The 14,278-nt window shown below is 68.1% G+C and carries 22 protein-coding genes; all 22 read left to right on the forward strand.

Annotated elements, in window-relative coordinates; translation table 11 throughout:
• Nucleotides 1–41: 41 nt before the first annotated feature.
• The 22 genes from NBY65_RS32370 to NBY65_RS32475 all read left to right on the forward strand — a co-directional run bounded on the left by NBY65_RS32370 (nucleotide 42) and on the right by NBY65_RS32475 (nucleotide 14,276).
• Entirely contained in the window at nucleotides 42–314 is a 273-nt protein-coding gene (locus NBY65_RS32370; RefSeq protein ID WP_150041437.1) for a DUF2312 domain-containing protein, read from the forward strand.
• Nucleotides 286–786 (forward strand): hypothetical protein, encoded by a 501-nt coding sequence (locus tag NBY65_RS32375; protein WP_162530579.1) that lies wholly within the window; start codon nucleotides 286–288, stop codon nucleotides 784–786. The genes NBY65_RS32370 and NBY65_RS32375 overlap by 29 nt, the downstream gene beginning before the upstream one ends.
• On the forward strand, nucleotides 768–1,010 hold the full coding sequence (locus NBY65_RS32380) for a hypothetical protein (protein ID WP_150041326.1): 243 nt from the start codon (nucleotides 768–770) through the stop codon (nucleotides 1,008–1,010). Before NBY65_RS32375 ends, NBY65_RS32380 begins: the two co-directional genes overlap by 19 nt.
• The gene (locus NBY65_RS32385; RefSeq protein ID WP_150041325.1) at nucleotides 1,007–1,399 is read left to right on the forward strand and encodes a hypothetical protein; all 393 of its coding nucleotides are present in this window, start codon (nucleotides 1,007–1,009) and stop codon (nucleotides 1,397–1,399) included. Before NBY65_RS32380 ends, NBY65_RS32385 begins: the two co-directional genes overlap by 4 nt.
• Nucleotides 1,390–1,620, forward strand: a complete 231-nt coding sequence (locus tag NBY65_RS32390; protein WP_150041324.1) for a hypothetical protein — start codon at nucleotides 1,390–1,392, stop codon at nucleotides 1,618–1,620. Before NBY65_RS32385 ends, NBY65_RS32390 begins: the two co-directional genes overlap by 10 nt.
• Nucleotides 1,621–1,772: 152 nt before the next feature.
• On the forward strand, nucleotides 1,773–2,405 hold the full coding sequence (locus NBY65_RS32395; RefSeq protein ID WP_150041436.1) for an MT-A70 family methyltransferase: 633 nt from the start codon (nucleotides 1,773–1,775) through the stop codon (nucleotides 2,403–2,405).
• The gene (locus tag NBY65_RS32400) at nucleotides 2,368–2,772 is read left to right on the forward strand and encodes a hypothetical protein (protein ID WP_150041323.1); all 405 of its coding nucleotides are present in this window, start codon (nucleotides 2,368–2,370) and stop codon (nucleotides 2,770–2,772) included. The genes NBY65_RS32395 and NBY65_RS32400 overlap by 38 nt, the downstream gene beginning before the upstream one ends.
• Nucleotides 2,773–2,774: 2 nt before the next feature.
• Complete coding sequence (locus NBY65_RS32405) at nucleotides 2,775–3,047, forward strand: hypothetical protein (RefSeq protein WP_150041322.1); 273 nt, start codon at nucleotides 2,775–2,777, stop codon at nucleotides 3,045–3,047.
• A gap of 4 nt (nucleotides 3,048–3,051) precedes the next feature.
• Nucleotides 3,052–3,264, forward strand: coding sequence for a hypothetical protein (locus tag NBY65_RS32410; protein WP_150041321.1), 213 nt, complete (start codon nucleotides 3,052–3,054; stop codon nucleotides 3,262–3,264).
• Between the two features lie 214 nt (nucleotides 3,265–3,478).
• Nucleotides 3,479–3,823: a hypothetical protein gene (locus NBY65_RS32415; RefSeq protein WP_150041320.1), complete on the forward strand. Its 345-nt coding sequence runs from the start codon at nucleotides 3,479–3,481 to the stop codon at nucleotides 3,821–3,823.
• Entirely contained in the window at nucleotides 3,820–4,650 is an 831-nt protein-coding gene (locus tag NBY65_RS32420) for a glycoside hydrolase family 19 protein (RefSeq protein ID WP_150041319.1), read from the forward strand. Before NBY65_RS32415 ends, NBY65_RS32420 begins: the two co-directional genes overlap by 4 nt.
• Before the next feature lie 433 nt (nucleotides 4,651–5,083).
• Nucleotides 5,084–5,443: a hypothetical protein gene (locus NBY65_RS32425; protein ID WP_150041318.1), complete on the forward strand. Its 360-nt coding sequence runs from the start codon at nucleotides 5,084–5,086 to the stop codon at nucleotides 5,441–5,443.
• Entirely contained in the window at nucleotides 5,440–5,751 is a 312-nt protein-coding gene (locus NBY65_RS32430) for a hypothetical protein (protein WP_150041317.1), read from the forward strand. The genes NBY65_RS32425 and NBY65_RS32430 overlap by 4 nt, the downstream gene beginning before the upstream one ends.
• Nucleotides 5,748–6,299, forward strand: a complete 552-nt coding sequence (locus NBY65_RS32435; RefSeq protein ID WP_150041316.1) for a putative metallopeptidase — start codon at nucleotides 5,748–5,750, stop codon at nucleotides 6,297–6,299. The genes NBY65_RS32430 and NBY65_RS32435 overlap by 4 nt, the downstream gene beginning before the upstream one ends.
• Entirely contained in the window at nucleotides 6,296–6,919 is a 624-nt protein-coding gene (locus tag NBY65_RS32440) for a hypothetical protein (protein WP_150041315.1), read from the forward strand. Before NBY65_RS32435 ends, NBY65_RS32440 begins: the two co-directional genes overlap by 4 nt.
• Before the next feature lie 207 nt (nucleotides 6,920–7,126).
• The gene (locus tag NBY65_RS32445) at nucleotides 7,127–7,501 is read left to right on the forward strand and encodes a hypothetical protein (protein ID WP_150041314.1); all 375 of its coding nucleotides are present in this window, start codon (nucleotides 7,127–7,129) and stop codon (nucleotides 7,499–7,501) included.
• A complete protein-coding gene (locus tag NBY65_RS32450) occupies nucleotides 7,494–9,512 on the forward strand; it encodes a phage terminase large subunit family protein (protein WP_150041313.1) in 2,019 nt (672 codons plus the stop codon). Before NBY65_RS32445 ends, NBY65_RS32450 begins: the two co-directional genes overlap by 8 nt.
• A 178-nt stretch (nucleotides 9,513–9,690) precedes the next feature.
• On the forward strand, nucleotides 9,691–10,071 hold the full coding sequence (locus NBY65_RS32455) for a septal ring lytic transglycosylase RlpA family protein (protein WP_150041435.1): 381 nt from the start codon (nucleotides 9,691–9,693) through the stop codon (nucleotides 10,069–10,071).
• 453 nt (nucleotides 10,072–10,524) lie between these two features.
• Nucleotides 10,525–11,214: a hypothetical protein gene (locus NBY65_RS32460; RefSeq protein WP_250266050.1), complete on the forward strand. Its 690-nt coding sequence runs from the start codon at nucleotides 10,525–10,527 to the stop codon at nucleotides 11,212–11,214.
• Nucleotides 11,215–11,295: 81 nt separating this feature from the next.
• Nucleotides 11,296–13,065 carry a phage portal protein gene (locus NBY65_RS32465; RefSeq protein ID WP_150041433.1) on the forward strand — a complete coding sequence of 590 codons (1,770 nt, stop codon included), beginning with the start codon at nucleotides 11,296–11,298 and terminating at the stop codon, nucleotides 13,063–13,065.
• Nucleotides 13,066–13,341, forward strand: coding sequence for a hypothetical protein (locus NBY65_RS32470; protein WP_150041432.1), 276 nt, complete (start codon nucleotides 13,066–13,068; stop codon nucleotides 13,339–13,341).
• The gene (locus NBY65_RS32475) at nucleotides 13,338–14,276 is read left to right on the forward strand and encodes a hypothetical protein (RefSeq protein ID WP_150041431.1); all 939 of its coding nucleotides are present in this window, start codon (nucleotides 13,338–13,340) and stop codon (nucleotides 14,274–14,276) included. Before NBY65_RS32470 ends, NBY65_RS32475 begins: the two co-directional genes overlap by 4 nt.
• Nucleotides 14,277–14,278: the final 2 nt, after the last annotated feature.

Below are 14,278 nucleotides of genomic sequence, written 5' to 3' on the forward strand. Positions count from 1 at the left end.
GCAAGCCGCAACGCACCGAAGGGCAGGCCGAGATTGAGGACGTGACCGGCCCGGGCGATCCCGGGCCGGAGGCCCGGCAGTGGGGCAACATCGCCGCGGACCGGCTGCGCAGCATTACCGAGCGCATCGAACGGTTGGAGGAGGAGCGCAAGGCGCTCGCCGGAGACATCAAGGATATCTACACGGAGGCCAAAAGCGCCGGCTTCGACGTGAAGGTGCTGCGCCAGCTCATCCGCATCCGCAAGCAGGAGCCGGCCGAGGTCGAGGAACAGGAAACGCTCCTCGATGTCTACCGCCGTGCCCTTGGAATGTGAGGCGCGCACCGTGAAGGTCACGCAACGCATGCTCGATGACGTGGAGATGTGCGGGTTCCTCGCCGGGTTATACGGCCGTGGCGAGGATGACGATGTGTTCGGCTGCGACGCGGACTGGCCGGAGACGGTGCGCGTCGCCTGGGCGAAGGGGCGCGAGGAGGGGATGCGCGGCGATGCTCCGATCGCCGTCCCGGGCGCTGAGAACCGCATGGCTGCCACGGATGCGGCGCTGCTGGATGTTCGGGCAGAGGTCGCGCGCGCTGTCGCCAAGTATCCGGCGTTCAACAGCGCGCATGAAGGCTTTGCCGTCATCCGCGAGGAGCTGGACGGGCTGTGGGATGATGTGAAGGCCAACCGGACGGAACGCGCCATCGAGGAAGCCGTGCAGGTCGCGGCAATGGCGGTCCGGTTCATCACCGACATGCGGGCCAAGCAGGCGGGAGGCTCGCAGCCATGCCCTCCCACGAGCTGACCCAGCACGCCGCCGAAACTCTGCGCTGCCTGTTCATGAACGGCCCCCTCTTCGACTGGAACATCCCGAGCGAGCAGGGGCGCCATGAACTGGAACGCTGCGGCCTCGCCGTCCGCTTCGCGGGGTGGACCGGACTCACTGAGTCCGGCCTCATCCTGTCCGTGGCGCTGGGCCTGCACATCGAAAAAGACGCCCGCTTCAACACGAGCTGGGGCACCCCATGAACATCGCCACCTTCCCGCTTCCGGTCCGACCGGTTGCTCCTGGCCTGGACATCGTCGCCCGCCTGAACATCGAAGGCTGGCAGGAATACGCCCTGGACGAGCGCGAGGCCGCCCACCGGCTGACCGTGCGCCATTCCATGACCCTGCGGCTGGCCCAGGTTTGCCGGGCGGCCGGCGACACCCGCGGCGCCGAGATGCGGATCGCCGAGGCCACCAAGATCCGCAAAGAGGTGTCCCGGCATCTGTGCCGGGCGCGCCGCTACCTCCTGGCCGTCACGCTCCGCGAAGCTGGCACCAGCCTGCCCGAAACCCTCGATCTGGCCGGGCTGCACAATCCTTGGGGCAGCCGTCTCAAACCGTTGCCGGAGGCAATGCTTGGATGGTGCTGAACCTACGTCCAGTTGAGGGGGCGGATGACCCGCCCCAGGACGGGACGGCCGACGAACTACGCGCGCTGAGAGCACGGGCCGAGGCTGCCGAGGAACAGGTGGCGGAGGCGATGGAGCGCATTGCGCATCTGTCAGATCAGCGGGCGATCCTCATCGTCGGTGTCATCGCGGTCTTCCTGTCGATGTTTTTGACGCCTCTCATCATGATGGTCGCTCTCTGAACCATGGCTGACGCAGCCTCCATGTTGTGCTGGTTAGCGCCCTGCGGCATCGCAGGCGCCTTCCCGCTCTCGGCGGCGCTGGGCCTGATCCGCCCTGGCGTTGCCGAGCTGATGTGGCGCTGCCGCGCGTGGCGGCGGGGAAATCCGCCGTCATGACGTGGCCTTTCGAGGAGCTGCGCCGCCGGGCCTATCGCGTTGTACTCGCCGATCCGCCATGGTCCTGGCGCTCGTGGTCCCCGAAGGGATTGGGGAAATCTCCGCAGCGCCACTATGAATGCATGGACCTGCACGCCATCAAGGCCCTGCCGGTCCGCGAGCTGGCGCACCCTGACGGATGTTGCCTCGTGATGTGGGCAACCGCGCCAATGCTGCCCCAGGCGTTCGAGGCGCTGGCCGCCTGGGGCTTCGCCTACACCACCGCGGCCGCCTGGGGGAAGTTGTCGAAGCGCAGCGCGGGGTTGGGCGATCCGAGCGCAAAGATGGCGTTCGGCCCCGGCTACCGGCTGCGCAGCGCCGCGGAGTTCATCTTGTGGGGCGCGGTCGGCGAGCCGCGCCAGCTCGTGCGCGATGTGCGCAACCTGATCCTTGCTCCGGTGCGCGAGCACTCCCGCAAGCCGGACCGACTGCACGCCGACCTTGAGCGCATGTTCGACGGCCCGCGATGCGAGCTGTTCGCGCGTGCCTCTCGCGAAAATTGGGACACCTGGGGGAATCAGGCGACCCGCTTCGATCAGAAAGAGGACACCCATGGACGAAATGACGACAGCCGCCCCGCAGCAGAATGACGGCGGAGCTGCGGAGGCCGCGGTCAACGCGATCCGCGAGACGATCGCGCGCGAGACTGCCGGGCTGCGGAACGGCGACCGGCTCTTGCTCTGTGGCATCGCCCTGGGCGAGTTCATCGACACGGAAACGCAGGGCGATCCCGGCACCGCGCTGGCCGTGGCGGCTATGCTCAACGGCTACGTCTCCAACACGGTGGCTAGCCTCATGATGGCGCGTCAGCAGAAGGACGAGGTCGAGGCCGAGGGCGTCCGCGTCGCCGCCGAGGCGCAGCAGGCCGCCGCCGCCGCCGAGGCGCATGCGGAGCTGGGCGAGATCCTGGCCGCGCAAGGCCCGTGCGACGCCGTCGCGGTGCCGGAGAAGGCGTAGTCATGGCCGAGGAAAACTTCCCAGGCTACGCCACCCCGGCGGGCACGACGCCCGGGCAGCGCAAGGGCTTCACGCCCGAGCAAATCGACATCATCAAGCACATCCGGGCGTGGCGGCGCGAAGGCGTGCGGCTGCTGCACGCCGCCGGGAACACTGATCCGGCGACGGGGCAGAACGGGCGCCTGGGCAGTGCGGAACTGACCCTGGCGCTGCGCAGCCTGCAAACCGCCGAGTTCTGGGCGATCCGCCACATCACCGGCGGACCGGAGGACTGACCCCATGGGACCGATGATCCTCGTTGACGGCGTCGCCATCGTCATCGTCCGCGGCGGCAACGGCTGGAAGGTTGCTCACGGCAGCCCCAGCCCAGGCGTCCAGGGGCCGCCGTTCCTCGTGGCCGAGTCTGTTGGATCGCTTCTTGCGCTCGTGCGGACGATCGCCGAGGAGCAGCAGGCCCGCGAGGCGGGGCCTGTGCCGGACTTCCCGGTTTAGAGCTGCGGCGGGAGAGAGCTGCCTGGATGTGGTGGCAGGACGGCCCTCTCTCGCCGCTCGCCGGCGCCCCTGGCCGAAGGCCCCGAGCCTGCGGGGGCGCCGGCACCCTACCGGCGTGCGCGCTGCGCGATAAGCGAAATCTCCTATCGCTCCGGCTGCGTGTCGTGACGGCACCGTGCCCCATGGCGGGGATTGTCCCGCCTGGGGAGTCTCGATGGACAAGATCCTCTCTTTCCTCCGCGCACGCCTCGCGGAGCGCAGCTCGCGGATCCAGCTCGTCGTGCTGCTGATGCTGCTGCTGGTCCTGGCGGGCGCTGTGACGCTCGACCAGCTCACGGCGTGGACCGACAAAATCGTGGCGCTCGTGACGGTGCTTGGCCCGCTGGCTGGCATCCTCGTGCCCGACAACAACCGCGCCGTGGATGCGGCCGCCGCCCAGGATGCCGCCGTTGCCGCGGCCCTGAAGATCGCCACCGAGACCGCGGAGAAGGCCGCAGGCCCCGGCGCCCGGCAGGCGTCCCTCGCAATCAGCAGCGCGGTGGAGCGCCTGGGCCTATGAACTGGCTTGCACGCCTTCTCGGCCAGGGCGACGAGCGGCGGGAGGATGCCGGGCCGGCTCCGATCGCACCGCCGCAGGCACCCACCACCGCGCCCGCACCGGCTTCTGTCGGAACGGGGCAGGCTGCCACTGCGCAGCCTGCCTTCCCCTCTCCGCGCGAGCTTGCCGCGGTGCTGCGCGGGATGAACACGGACCGTCCCGAGGCTTGGGCCGCGGTCCTCGCTCCGGCTTGCCAGCGGCACGGGATCAACACCCCTGCCCGGCTCGCCGCTTTCCTTGCCAATGCGGCCCATGAGAGCGGCGGATTCCGGATAATACGGGAGAGCCTGAACTACTCCTGCACGGCGCTGGTCAGTGTGTTCGGCCAGGGCAAGCCCCCGCGCATCACCAAGGAGCAGGCCGACAAGCTGGGGCGCAAGCCGGGCGCGAAGGCGCTCACGCTCGCCCAGCAGGAGGCCATCGCCGCGGTGGTCTACGGCGGATCCTGGGGCAAGGTGAACCTGGGCAACATCCCGGGCACCTCCGACGCCTCCGACCTGATCGGGCGCGGCCTGATGCAACTGACCGGGCGCAGCAACTATGAGCGGCTGTCCCGGGCCACCGGCAAGACGGTCCCGGAGCTGCGGAAGTGGCTCGAAACCATGGAGGGGGCGGCCGAATCAGCAGCGGCCTATTGGAGCTGGGCGGGCTGCAACGAGCCGGCGGACCGGGGGAACATCACCCTGTGCCGCAAGCTGGTGAACGGCGGCACAATCGGGATGGCCGAAGTGCAGGAGCACCACGCCACCGCGCTTGCGCTGCTTTCGAGCGGGTCCGCTCTCGCGTAACAGGCGATGCGGATAGGTTAATAACGAAACCTATCCGCACATCGCGCACAGCTATTGCAGACAAATCAACCGACTGATTATACGCACTCGCGGAAGCGTGATATCCTATCCCGCCCTATCCGCGAGGCCCAACCACATGCAAACGCTTGCCACGTTTCGCTGCGACCGGCAGACGATGACGTTGTCCGTTGCTGGATGCGCGCGACTGTGGAAGGGGGCGAACGGCGATCGCCCCCCGGAAAGTTGGGAGAGCCGGGCGCGCTGCCGCGGCTGCCCGATCGGCGCCATGAATGCCGGTGTATCCCTTGCAGAACAGCAGGCTAAGGCGGCCGCGGATGGCCTTCGCGCCGTCTGCTGCCGGTGCCTACGGATCGCCGAGCGGGGCGACCGCCGGCAACCCCTGGTGAACAACCGGCTATGCGTGAGCTGCGACATGCGCGACCGCGAGGCGGCCCGGGGCCGGAACGCCAAGGGGAATCCGCCGAAGCTCATGGCCCTGCTGCACACCGAATCGGTGACGGCGATTCGGGTGGACGTGCAGCAGCGCGCCACTGTCCAGGCATTCGAGCGCGTCACCAGCCGCACCGAGGCCGCGATCCTGGCGGCGCGGAGGGCCGGCGGCCCGGTGGCGATCGGGCGCCCTGCCCTCGTCCTGCCGGCCCCCGAGGTCGGGCTGTGGGGCGCCGGCCTGCCCGTCATGTGCTCCCGTCGTCCGGTCGAGCGCGGCATGCCCAGGCCATTCTCGCCCCCTCGCCCCGCCCAGGCGATTCAGCTTGAGCTTTTTGCCGCATGAGCGGCGGTATCCCGTGGGTCGATCACGCCTGCCGCTTCTGCGGCTCTCGCCTCGCGGTCGGCACGGCGCCCGGCGGCAAGCCCCTGTATGAGTGCGGGAACTGCGACGTGCGCAGCCTGGGCGAGCCGCACGGCATCTGCGGCTGCGGCGTGGAGTTCGGCACCAACGCCCGACGCCAGCGCGACCGAGACGCCCAGCGCAAGGCCGCGCCCAGCACCCGCCCGCGCTTCCACTGCGCCCCGAACCCGGCCCGGTCCCCGGCCAACCCCAGCGTCATCGTCATCCTCTACGGGGGCGAGCCGGCATGAAGAACGGCGACGGCGACGAGGTCGCAGCAAGCGACTTCTTCGAGATGGCCGATGACGGAGCGGACGGGCCGCAGGAAATCGCCGCCCGGCTGGTCGAGGAATGCGAGGAGTTCGCGCACCTCAAGCTGGGCCAGCCCGCCATCCTGTTCCTCATGCGGACGGTGCCGAAGGTGAAGGGCGGGCGCTGGGTGTTGGGGGAGATGTGCCTGCCGCGCTTCCAGGGCGGGCTTGCGCCGGTGGGCGCGTGGCTGCTGGCGAAGGCATGCGGCGGCACGGCGCCGGATTTCCTCCTGCTGATCGACCGGGAATGGTGGCACGGCGCGGACCTGCATCGCCGGCGCGCCCTTGTCCACCACGAGTTGGGCCACATCGGGCACGCCAAGGACAAGGAAGGCGAGCCGAAATTCGATGACGACGGCAATCCCGTCTGGGCATTGGTTGATCACGATCTCGGCGAGTTCAATGCAACGGTGCGCAGGTTCGGCGCGTGGTCGCCCGACATCCCGGCGTTCGTTGACGCGCTGCGCGAGGGCGGCGGGCTCTCATGAGCGAGCATCACCCCTCGCTCCGCGACGAGGTCGAGGCCGCCGTCCTGGCCGAGCTGGCGCGGGTGGGGCCGGAGGCGTTCAGCAAGGCCGAGATCGCCCGCCGGTTCGCCGACCGCGGCGCGTCGCGCGCGACCCTCTATCGCTACATCGACGGGCCGTTGAAATCTGGCAAGGCCGGGCAGCACGTTGCCCGCGAGGTCAAGGCCGCGGTCGAGGCCCGGGCCAAGCTGCCGGATCCGCCGGCCGCCGCCGCCCAGGCCGCCGCCGCTAAGTTGCCGGCCCTGGTCACGGTCGATGACATCGCCAGCTCCGGCGGCGTGATTCCCGTCATCGAAAAGCTCGTCGGGTGCATCGGCATCGCCGAGCAACTGATCGCGCACGCGCGGACGGAGGACGGGAAGGTTCGGTCGGCCAAGCTGCTGCTGTCCGCCTCCGAGCACATGCGCCGCAACCTCGAAACCGCCGTGCGGCTGCAAGAGGCGATGCGGCAGGCCGAGGAGATGGAGCGGTTCCACCGTCGCATCCTGGGGATGGTGCGCGGGGTGGCGCGCGAGCACCCGGAAGCTGCCCAGGCGATCATCAGCGGCCTGGGCCAGCTTGCCGCGGAATGGGGGGGCTGATGATGCAGGACAACGACAACGATGCGCCGCCGCCGGCGCCCGCGCCGCCGCGCCGGCCGTCGCGGACAACGCCGCTTTGGCCCGGCTTCCCCTTGCCGTGTTTGACCGTGCCCGACGACTGCCCGCCCGAGAAAGAGGCGGCGCTGCTCGCATATCTGCGGGCCGCCGCGGGGGCGCCCCCAGAACCGCGTTAGAGGAGTGGCTGAAGTGCGTATTGCTGGCCTGATCGGGATTGCTCGCGCGCTGGGGGGCGCGGTCGAGCTGGCGCGCAAAGTCGCCGCCTCCATGCCTCCCCGCGCTCCTGCGCCACCCCCGCCGCCTCCGCCCCGCACGCCCCCGACCGGCGAGGAGTTCTCCTCGATCGAGGCGCCGCAACTGGCCTCCGCCGATCCTGTCGTCTCGGCCATCGTATCCGACCTGCTGATGCGCTCCGCGATCGGCATGTCGCATTACAGCGCCGGCCTCGAACGCAAGGATCTCGACGTGCGAGGCTGGCTCGAATTTGCTTACGAGGAGCATCTGGCCGCCGCCAACTACCTCAAGCGGGCGATCATGGAGTTTGACGCCTCGCACCATGGGTAAGGCTGCGCTCTCCCTGGCAGCCGCTTCCGCCGCGGTGCTGCGGCGGGAGCTGGAAGCCTTCGCCGCCGAGGTCGGCTATGACGGCGCTGGCACCATCCCGGAGGGCATGACCTTTCGGGAGTGGTGCGAGGATCTGGGCGCGAAGGGTCTGAAGGTGGACGGCATCCCGTTCACGCTCGCCGATCGCCGGAGCATGTGGTTCGTCTATGACCTGATCCCCACGACGATCGAGGAGGCAAAAAGCCGTCTCGTTGTCATGATGAAATGCGCCCAGGTCGGCTTCACGGTAATGGAGATGCTCGCGTGCATCTACATGGCTTTGAAATTCGAGCCTGCGAAGATCGGCATGTATCTACCGGATGCGAAGCTCGCCGCGGCGAAGTCGAGCGAGCGATTTATGCCGATCGTCCGAACCGTTCCGTCCGCTTACAACCGCCTCACGAGCGAAGGCGCAGACGGCAAGCGCAAGCGGTCCGAGGGCAACGTGATGATCCGGACCATGGGGGCGAGCCGGTTCCACTTCCTCTACACAACCGGGCGCGCGACGACGGAATCCTTTCCGATGGACATCATCACCTATGATGAAGTTCAGGAAATGAAGATTGCGGATATGGAGAAAACGCAGGAGCGTCTTTCGGCCAGCCGCATCAAGTTCCGCCTGATGGGATCGACGGCGAAGTGGCCGGACGCCGACATCCATTGGTTCTACGTCCGCGGCACGCAGCACCGCTTCCACACCCGCTGCCCGAGCTGCGGCACCGCGGCGCCGCTGGACGATCGCTTTCCAGAGTGCATCGCCTGGGACGAGGAGCGCGACGACTACCGATACCGCTGCGCCTGCGGGGCCTGGATTGACGATGCCCAGCAGGGAGAGTGGATCGCGGAACATCCGGAGGCCCGGTATATCAGCGTCCATTATCCGCAGTTCCTAAGCCCCACGATCAGCCCGCGGGAAATCATCGAGGCGTATCACAACGCCGATGACATGATGAATTTCTTCAACCGCAAGCTGGGCAAGCCCTACGCGGATCCGAGTCAGATTCCAGTCAATCTCGGGATGCTCAACGCCTGCGTCGAGGAAGGCCGCAAGGCCGGTGTGGTGTGGAAGGAGCGCGCGCGGAACACGTTCGCCGGCATAGACCAGATGGGCAATTTCAACGTGTTCATCTGCAAAGAACGGCTGCCGGACGGCAGGCAAGCCGTCATCCACTTCGAGCTGATCTACAGCGAGGACCCGTTCAAGCGATGCTCTGAACTGATGGAGCAATACGGGGTGGCGGTCTGCGTGGTGGAAACCCTGCCGAACTACAACGACGCCAAGGCATTCGCGAAGCGCCACCTGGGGCGTGTGTTCCTCGCCGGCTACAGCGACATCGCCGACGAGATGATGCGGTGGGGGGACGCGGACAACTCGAAGGCGGACCGCAAGATCGCGCGTGAGGCGCGGGACCGCTACACCGTCACGCTCGACCAATACAAATGTATGTCCGTCTCCATGGGGCGCATCGCCAAGCGCGTGTGTCTGTTCCCCGATCCCCAGGGCCGGGTTCAGGAGATCATCGAGAAGGGCGAGCGCAGGACGGTGGCCGTCCTCAAGGACGTGGCCTTCGTCCATTTTCAGAAAACAGCGCTGGTGACGGACCGGCCGGACCCAGAGCAGAAGAAGCTGCGCCGGCGCGTGGTCAAGGTCGGCATCGACCCGCACAGCTCATACGCCAATATGCTGTGCGATGTCGCGTGGGCGCGCGCCTACGGTACCGGGACCATGCTGCTGCCGGACATGGGAGGCGACGAGCTGAAAACCGATCGCGCGAAGAAGGTGGCCGAGGCAATGCCGGGGTTGCCGAAAGAAGTGCTGGCGATGATTGACGAGCTGCCGCCGGGGACCTGCGGCCGCTGCCGCTCCTATCCGCCAGACGGAGAGTCCCCGCTGCGTGAGTGCGGCACGCGCGGGTGCCTCGTGGCACCGCGGGATGCCGCTTGCCCGCTCTTTTCCGCCCGCAAGGGATAGCGGCGCCCAAGGTCGTGACGCCATAAGGGGAGGGCCGATCGTGGTCGGCCTTCCGAATGGGCATGGGGGGAGGCGCGGTGGCGGCTACCGGGGCGGGACTCGGCGGCCGCGTCTCTCCCCCGCCCCCCGCCCCAGATATTCCCCGTTCTACCGGAAGTCGTGACGGCACAAGGGACGAATGATCGTCCGTGCAATCACCGTCGCCTGCGTTGCCTTCTGGCTCGCCTCTGCCAAGGGCGATGCTGCCGGCTCATGTCAGCGAGGCGTCGCCTCGTTTTATGGCCGCTGGCATCACGGCAAGCGCACTGCCAGCGGCGCCCCCTTCGACATGAACGCCAGCACGGCGGCATCCATCCGTCTGCCCTTGGGCACGATGGTCCTCGTCACGAACCTCGCAAATGGACGATCTGAAGTGGTGCGCATCAACGATCGCGGCCCCTACGTGCGCGGCCGAATCATCGACCTGTCCCAAGGCACCGCCCGCCGGCTTGGCTTCGAGCAGGCCGGCCTCGCCACAGTGACCGTCTGCGTCATCCGCAAGGCCGCGGCGGAACGGTGAGCCCATGTCCAAGCCGTTCATCAACATGGCTGGCCGGCGGATTGGCAAGCTCGTGGTCGAGCGCCGGAGCTTCAACCCGTGCAAGGGGGACACCCTGTGGCGCTGCCGATGCGACTGTGGGGGGATCCGCGAGGTTCGCGGCGTCACGTTGCGACGCGGGCGCGTCACGCAATGCTTGCCCTGCACCGGGCGGAAATTCCGGCCGAAGTGACGTGGGAAGCGGCGGGGCGCATCTGTTCAGGGTTTGCCCCGCCGCTGTGGCCTGTCAGGCCGCCTTGCCTCGTAATAGGGGTTCCAGCAAAGCCAGTGGCCTCCTTGCTGTCCTCTCCCGAGAGCCGATTCCCCGGGTCGGAAGAGGCTAGGATGCCGATGGGAAGGCCAGCAACCTATCCCTGCCCTGGGCTCTCTCACGATCGCGCTACCCCATGACTGACCTTTGTCGGAGCTGCCCTCGTGGACCTATCGACTGTCGTGTATCTGATCCGCGCTCTGGATGCGTTCGGGGCTTGCGGAGATGGCCGCCCGCTGCCGCCCAGGCGGGAGCTGATGGACCTGACCATCGCCATGCGCGGCGTGCTGCTGCGCCGGCTGAACGCGCTGCATCTTGCGTTCACCGGCGTCCTCGATCTGCGCTCCATGTCGGTGATCGTGCGCGCCCTGGACGAGATCATGCGCAACGGCGACGGGCACCCCGCGCCTCTCAGCGAAGCCGACTTGGACATCGCAGCAGCCTTCCGGGCCGAGCTGGTGGCGCGCATCGCTAGTGCGCACGAGAACGGCGAGGTGATTGCGGAGCTGCACGGCGCCGGCCCGCGCCAGCCTCCGTCCACCCCGGTCGCCGCAACGCCCGATGCCGAAGTCCCTCCGCCGCCTCCGGTCCCGGCCGAGACGCCGGAGGTGGCGCCTCCATCGGTGGCCGAGCTGACCGCGCCTCTGCCCCAGGCTCCCTCTGCTGGGGACGCGCCGAGCCCATCCGCGGCCGCCCCCGCTGGGAGTGCCCAGCCCCAAGCCGCGACCCTCCTTGGCCGCCTGCTGGGCCGCCACAGCGCCCCTGACGCCAGCCCGCCCAAGGAGAGCGATCCGCCGAGGGAAGGCGCCCCGTCGAAGGACGGGCCTATCCCGCTGATCCTCTGGAACAACTGAGCCGGCGCAGGCGGGGGCGCCGGCCGCCTCCTGCCTGACGCCCCCTGCCTGCGCGTGCGGTCGTGACGCGATCCTGGGCGCATGACCGCACGCGATGATGCCCGATCTGTGCTCGCCAGCCCTGATGCGCCGGCATCGGAGCGGTTTGACGCGCAGGCGGAGCTGCAAAAGGCTTATCGGCCTGTTGCCTCCGACCTGATCCCGGCCCCCGATGTGCAGCGGGCGATCCACTTCATCGAGCGCAGCTACCAAGAACAGGCGCTCCTGAAGGCCCAGGCGCGACGGGACAACATCTTGCGGTTCCCTGACCGCGTGACCGCGCCGCCGAAGCGGGGCGTGCAGTCCATGGTGCTGGACGACATGCAGATCCAGCTTCAGGGGGACTATTACGAGCGCAGCGCGGCGATGACGTTCGACCAACTCCGCGCCATGGTCGAGCAAACGCCCGTCCTCAAGTCCGTGGTGCTGACCCGGCAGCGGCAGGTTCAGCGGTTCTGCGCGCCGAGCGAAGATGGCGGGATCGGCTTCGAGATCCGGCATGTCGATCGCAAGCACCAACTCTCGCCGGACGAGGAGCAGGCCACTTCGCTCCTGGGGAAGTTCTTCCAGAACTGTGGCTGGGAGTTCAACCCCAGGAAAAGGAAGGTTCTCAAGCGGGACAACTTCTCGACGTTCTGCGCCAAGTACGTGGCCGACAGCCTGACGATGGACAGCGCGCCCATCGAAACCGAGATGAAGCGCAATAAAGACCTGGGCATCGACGGTTTTTACGCGATCGACGGCAGCACCATCCGCCTTTGCACGGAGGACGGATACCAGGGCGATGATGAAATCTTCGCCTTGCAGGTCGTGCAGGGGCGAATCTGCAACGCCTACACGCACGACACGCTGATTTATGAGGTGCGCAATCCGACCACGGATGTCCGCCGCTACGGGTATGGGCAGGGGGAAACCGAGCTGCTCATCAAAGTGGTGACGGGCTTCCTCAACGCCATGACGCTGAATAACAGCTACTTCGACATGAACAGTTTGCCCAAGGGCTTGCTGCAAATCGTCGGGGACTATGGCGAAGAGGATTTGGAAGGCTTCAAGCGCATCTGGAACTCGTGGGTGCGCGGGATCAACAACGCTTGGTCCCTGCCCGTCCTGGCCGCCAGGGACGGGGACAGCAAGGCGACGTGGACGCCGTTCAACGTCGAGCAGAACGAGATGATGTTCGCTCGGTGGATGACGTTCCTTACCTCGATCATCTGCGCCATCTACGGCATGTCGCCGGACGAGATTAATTTCGAAAGTTTCACCGCAGGTAAAAGCTCGCTCTCTGGCAGCGACACGACAGAAAAACTCGCGGAGAGCAAAGACAAGGGTCTGCGCCCGCTGCTGTCCCACATGGAGAATACGTTCACAGACTACATCGTGAGCGCATTCGGCGAAAAATACTGCTTCCGCTGGGTTGGCCTCGATCCGGAGGATGAGGAAAAGACCTGGGAGGCGAAAAAGCTGGTCATGACGGTTGACGAGCTGCGAGCCGAGCAGGGCTTGCAGCCGCACCCGGATCCGCAGATTGGCGCGCTGCCGATCAACCCGGCCCTCATCGGCCCGGCCATGCAGCTCAACCACCCGCCGCCGCAGCAGCCCGGCCAGGATTTCGGCGGCCAGGGCAGCGGCCAGGACTTCGGCGACGAGGACACGGCAGAGTCCGCGGGCGGGCAGTTCGGGCAGGGGCAGGGCGACGACGGGCAGGATCCGGAAGCCCAGGGCGCCCCGCAGGAGAGAGAGTTCGGCGGGGCGGCCGGCGGCGCCGATTTCGGCAAGGCGCTGTCCGCAAGCGCGGTCTATGGGCTGCGATGAATGGCGCGCTACGTCAAGCGCCGGCCGGAGATCGAGGCCGTGCAGTGGAACGGCTTCTGCTTCAGCGAGCCGGCGCCGTCCTGGCTGACCGACGCCATGAAGCTGCCCGCCTATGCGTTCGGCGGCGTCGAGCGCATCGGGGCGGATCTGGTGGTCTGGACCCTCAAAGGCCCGGTCCGCGCGCACCCGGGCGACTGGCTTGTGCGCTGGGCCGTGGGCGAGCTGTGGGTCATTCCGCCGGTCTTGTTCGCCGCCACCTATGAGCCAGCACCATGACCGCCCCAGGCAAGCCCCCGCCCGGCGCCAATCCGCCGCGCAAGCCAATCGCTCCGGCCAAGCCCGCCAAGCGCCCCAAGGGGGCCGAGGGGATCGACGTGGGCGATTCCGTCTACGTCCGGCACAGCAAGCGCGGCGCCATCGCGGTCAGCGTCTCGGCCGTGGGCAAGGACGGGTTCACGGCGCGATGCGACAAGGGCGAGCGCCACCGCTGCGCCTGGGGCAGCTATCTCGGGCACCGTGCTCGGATGCTGCACCGCTACGAGCTGGTCGAGCAGGGCGCAGACGGCGCGCTCGTGCGCGACGGCTCCGGCCGCCAGCGGTTCGTCGCCGGCCTGGAACTGCCGGAGCCAGAGGAGGAGCGCGCGGCCGCCAACGCCGTGGCGCATGATGATCCCATTCTGGGCGGCCTGGACCGCCTGGGCAAAGCGGAGGTTTCGCCAGTGCTGATGATCCTCAAGGCCCAGCCGGTGCCGCCGCCGGCCGGGGGCAAGCCGAAGCCGCGGCGGGGCCAGGGGCAGCAGGGGGCGGCGCAAGGCCCGGGGCAGGAGGAGCAGGCCCACGACGCGCAGCCCGCGCGCAAGCCGCTGCGGCACGGTGACGTGGTCAAGTTCCGCCACGGCGATGTCGAGGGCCAGGGGAAGATCGTCGCCAGCGGCAAGGATGGGGTGACAGTCCACGATGGCGAGCGCGAGCATCAGGTCCGCCACGACGCGCTGATCCATCCCGACGACGAGAAGCCGGGCGCGCAGCAGCAGGGGGCGCCTGAGAAGGAAGGCGCGGCGCCCGCGGCCGGCCCGCCGGCCAGCACGCCCGGCCAGCAGGGGCATCCGCCGGCTGACAGCATGGAAGCGCGGGCAACCGCCCTCGCCCGGGCGCTGATCGTGTTCCTGAAGCCGGAGCAGGCGCAGCAGCAGCGCCAGCAGCAGCCGTAACC

Source organism: Rhodovastum atsumiense (assembly GCF_937425535.1).
GTDB lineage: Bacteria > Pseudomonadota > Alphaproteobacteria > Acetobacterales > Acetobacteraceae > Rhodovastum > Rhodovastum atsumiense.

Excerpts from the sequence above, each read along its gene's own strand:
- NBY65_RS32375 (WP_162530579.1), top strand. The coding sequence starts at position 286 with ATGTCTACCGCCGTGCCCTTGGAATGTGAGGCGCGCACCGTGAAGGTC.
- NBY65_RS32380 (WP_150041326.1), top strand. The coding sequence starts at position 768 with ATGCCCTCCCACGAGCTGACCCAGCACGCCGCCGAAACTCTGCGCTGC.
- NBY65_RS32385 (WP_150041325.1), top strand. The coding sequence starts at position 1,007 with ATGAACATCGCCACCTTCCCGCTTCCGGTCCGACCGGTTGCTCCTGGC.
- NBY65_RS32390 (WP_150041324.1), top strand. The coding sequence starts at position 1,390 with ATGGTGCTGAACCTACGTCCAGTTGAGGGGGCGGATGACCCGCCCCAG.
- NBY65_RS32395 (WP_150041436.1), top strand. The coding sequence starts at position 1,773 with ATGACGTGGCCTTTCGAGGAGCTGCGCCGCCGGGCCTATCGCGTTGTA.
- NBY65_RS32400 (WP_150041323.1), top strand. The coding sequence starts at position 2,368 with ATGGACGAAATGACGACAGCCGCCCCGCAGCAGAATGACGGCGGAGCT.
- NBY65_RS32405 (WP_150041322.1), top strand. The coding sequence starts at position 2,775 with ATGGCCGAGGAAAACTTCCCAGGCTACGCCACCCCGGCGGGCACGACG.
- NBY65_RS32410 (WP_150041321.1), top strand. The coding sequence starts at position 3,052 with ATGGGACCGATGATCCTCGTTGACGGCGTCGCCATCGTCATCGTCCGC.
- NBY65_RS32415 (WP_150041320.1), top strand. The coding sequence starts at position 3,479 with ATGGACAAGATCCTCTCTTTCCTCCGCGCACGCCTCGCGGAGCGCAGC.
- NBY65_RS32420 (WP_150041319.1), top strand. The coding sequence starts at position 3,820 with ATGAACTGGCTTGCACGCCTTCTCGGCCAGGGCGACGAGCGGCGGGAG.
- NBY65_RS32425 (WP_150041318.1), top strand. The coding sequence starts at position 5,084 with ATGCGCGACCGCGAGGCGGCCCGGGGCCGGAACGCCAAGGGGAATCCG.
- NBY65_RS32430 (WP_150041317.1), top strand. The coding sequence starts at position 5,440 with ATGAGCGGCGGTATCCCGTGGGTCGATCACGCCTGCCGCTTCTGCGGC.
- NBY65_RS32435 (WP_150041316.1), top strand. The coding sequence starts at position 5,748 with ATGAAGAACGGCGACGGCGACGAGGTCGCAGCAAGCGACTTCTTCGAG.
- NBY65_RS32440 (WP_150041315.1), top strand. The coding sequence starts at position 6,296 with ATGAGCGAGCATCACCCCTCGCTCCGCGACGAGGTCGAGGCCGCCGTC.
- NBY65_RS32450 (WP_150041313.1), top strand. The coding sequence starts at position 7,494 with ATGGGTAAGGCTGCGCTCTCCCTGGCAGCCGCTTCCGCCGCGGTGCTG.
- NBY65_RS32455 (WP_150041435.1), top strand. The coding sequence starts at position 9,691 with ATGATCGTCCGTGCAATCACCGTCGCCTGCGTTGCCTTCTGGCTCGCC.
- NBY65_RS32465 (WP_150041433.1), top strand. The coding sequence starts at position 11,296 with ATGACCGCACGCGATGATGCCCGATCTGTGCTCGCCAGCCCTGATGCG.
- NBY65_RS32470 (WP_150041432.1), top strand. The coding sequence starts at position 13,066 with ATGGCGCGCTACGTCAAGCGCCGGCCGGAGATCGAGGCCGTGCAGTGG.
- NBY65_RS32475 (WP_150041431.1), top strand. The coding sequence starts at position 13,338 with ATGACCGCCCCAGGCAAGCCCCCGCCCGGCGCCAATCCGCCGCGCAAG.